General features: G+C 40.7%; 1 pseudogene. It reads left to right on the top strand.

The window, feature by feature from the left end:
• Positions 1-79 precede the first annotated feature (79 nt).
• Positions 80-2,277, top strand: a pseudogene (locus ACFIO3_RS11845) (hypothetical protein); the annotation flags it as partial.

Raw genomic sequence — 2,277 nt, 5'->3', positions numbered from 1 at the left:
TTCTGTTACGAATGTAAAAAATGAGATCAGCAAAGAGATTACGAATGTAGTGAGTGAAAGCCTTGTCAAGCAGGATAGGATGGGTCTTATTACTATTGGTGCGGAAAGAGGCGGCAATAAAATCAATATTTTAAATCGGGATGGTGATGCTCGAATTCTTTCTGGTGTTAAGGCAGCGCAAAATGGGGACGAGGCAGTCAATAAAGCGCAGCTTGATGCAAGTCTGAAGGATCTTTCCAGCAGCCTTCAGTCAGAAGATTCAGCAGTGGTTCTCTACGATAAAAAAGAAGACGGAATAGTTGACTATAGCAGTGTGACTTTAGGCAAAGGTAAGGATGCAGAACCAGTTGCGCTTCATAATGTAAAAGATGGTGTCATTGGTGAGAGCTCACATGATGCGATTAATGGTAGTCAGATCAATACAATTTCTCAGGATTTAGCTAAGTTTCTTGGTGGTGATGCAAAATTTGTTGGCGGTATGTTTACAGGACCAACCTACAAGTTATCTAAGGTTGATGCAGATGGTAATATAACAGACGGCTTTTTTAAAGATGTTGGTAGTGCATTTACTGGTCTTGATGCAAATATCAAGAATGTGAATGCGCGGATTAAAGAAGTTTCTGAAGGGGTAGCGCAGGATTCTTTGAATTGGAGTAATAAAGCCAATGCCTTTGTAGCACGTCATGAAAAGAGCAAAGAAGAAAAAGGCAGAGCTGTAAGGAGACAGGAAAACAGTAGAATTACGTTTCTTGCAAATGGTGACATTACCTCGAACTCAACAGATGCCATTAATGGTGGACAACTCTATTCGATGAGTAACACTCTTGCGACATATTTAGATAGTGGTGCTGGCTATGATGAGAGTGGACAATGGAAAGCTCCCAATTTTGTTATCAAGAAAGTTGATGCAGCAGGCAAAGAAAGTGAGAAAAGCTATAAGAGTGTAGCGGAAGCCCTTTCTGATATTAGTACTTCTGTCACGAATGTTCATAATGATGTGACTAATGTTGTCAGTGATAGCCTCGTCAAACAGGATGATGGAGATGCTGGTCGTATTACTATTGGCGCCAAAACAGAAGGTACAGAAATCAACATTGCCAATAAAAGTGGTGTGGATCGGATTCTTTCTGGTGTGAAGAAAGCTGTGAATGATAATGAAGCGGTTAACAAAAGTCAGCTTGATGAAAGTTTAGAGAAGCTTTCTAATAGTTTTCAATCTGATGACTCAGCTGTTGTTCATTACGATAAAAAAGATGGTGATAATGGCGGCATTAATTACACGAGTGTGACTCTAGGTAAAGGTAAGGATAAGGCAGCTGTAGGACTCCATAATGTTGCCGATGGTCAGATTGCCAAGGGTTCACATGATGCAATCTCGGGTGGTCAGATTAATAAAATCGGTGAGGATGTAGCTAAGTTTTTAGGTGGTGATGCTGCATTTAAAGAGGGTGTTTTTACCGCTCCGACTTATAAAATCTCTAATGTTTCTGACGATGGTACAGTAACGACTAATTCACATAACGATGTTGGTAGCGCCTTTGCGGGTCTTGATACGAGTGTCAAGAATGTGAACACTCATCTGTCTAATGAGGTCAAAAAGTTTGATGAAAAACTGAGTAATATTACGCAAGCAGTTCAAGGCGATGCATTGTTATGGGGTAAGACTAAAGGTGCGTTTGTAGCGACGCATGGGGACAATAAAGAGAACAGCAAGCTTACATCACTTGCAGATGGCTCTATAGTATCAGGCTCGAGTGATGCGATTACGGGTGGACAGATTTATGATCTGCAAAAACAGTTTGCGACCTATTTTGGTGGAGGAGCAGGTTACGATAAAGATGGACAATGGAAAGCTCCAAGTTTTGTGATCAAGAAAGTTGATGCAGAAGGTAAAGAAAGTGAGGAAAGCTATAAGAGTGTAGCGGAAGCATTTGCTGGAGTTGCGAGTTCTATCACGAATGTTCATAATGATGTGACCAATGTAGTTAGTGATAGCCTTGCGAAGCAGGATGAAAAGACAAAAGTTATCACTATTGGTAAAGAAGTAGAAGGCAGTGAAGTCAACATAGCCAACAAGACTGGTACGGATCGGACACTTTCAGGTGTTGGTGAAGCAACAAAGGATAATGAAGCTGTTAACAAAGGTCAGCTTGATAAAAGATTAGAGAAGCTTTCTAACAGTCTTCAGTCTGATGATTCAGCTGTTGTTCACTACGATAAAAAAGAGGGTGAGAATGGCGGCATTGATTACACGAGTGTGACTTTAGGTAAAGGTAA

It is taken from the genome of Bartonella sp. AD328YNZD (assembly GCF_042196425.1).
This window is presented reverse-complemented; position numbering and strand designations above follow the sequence as displayed.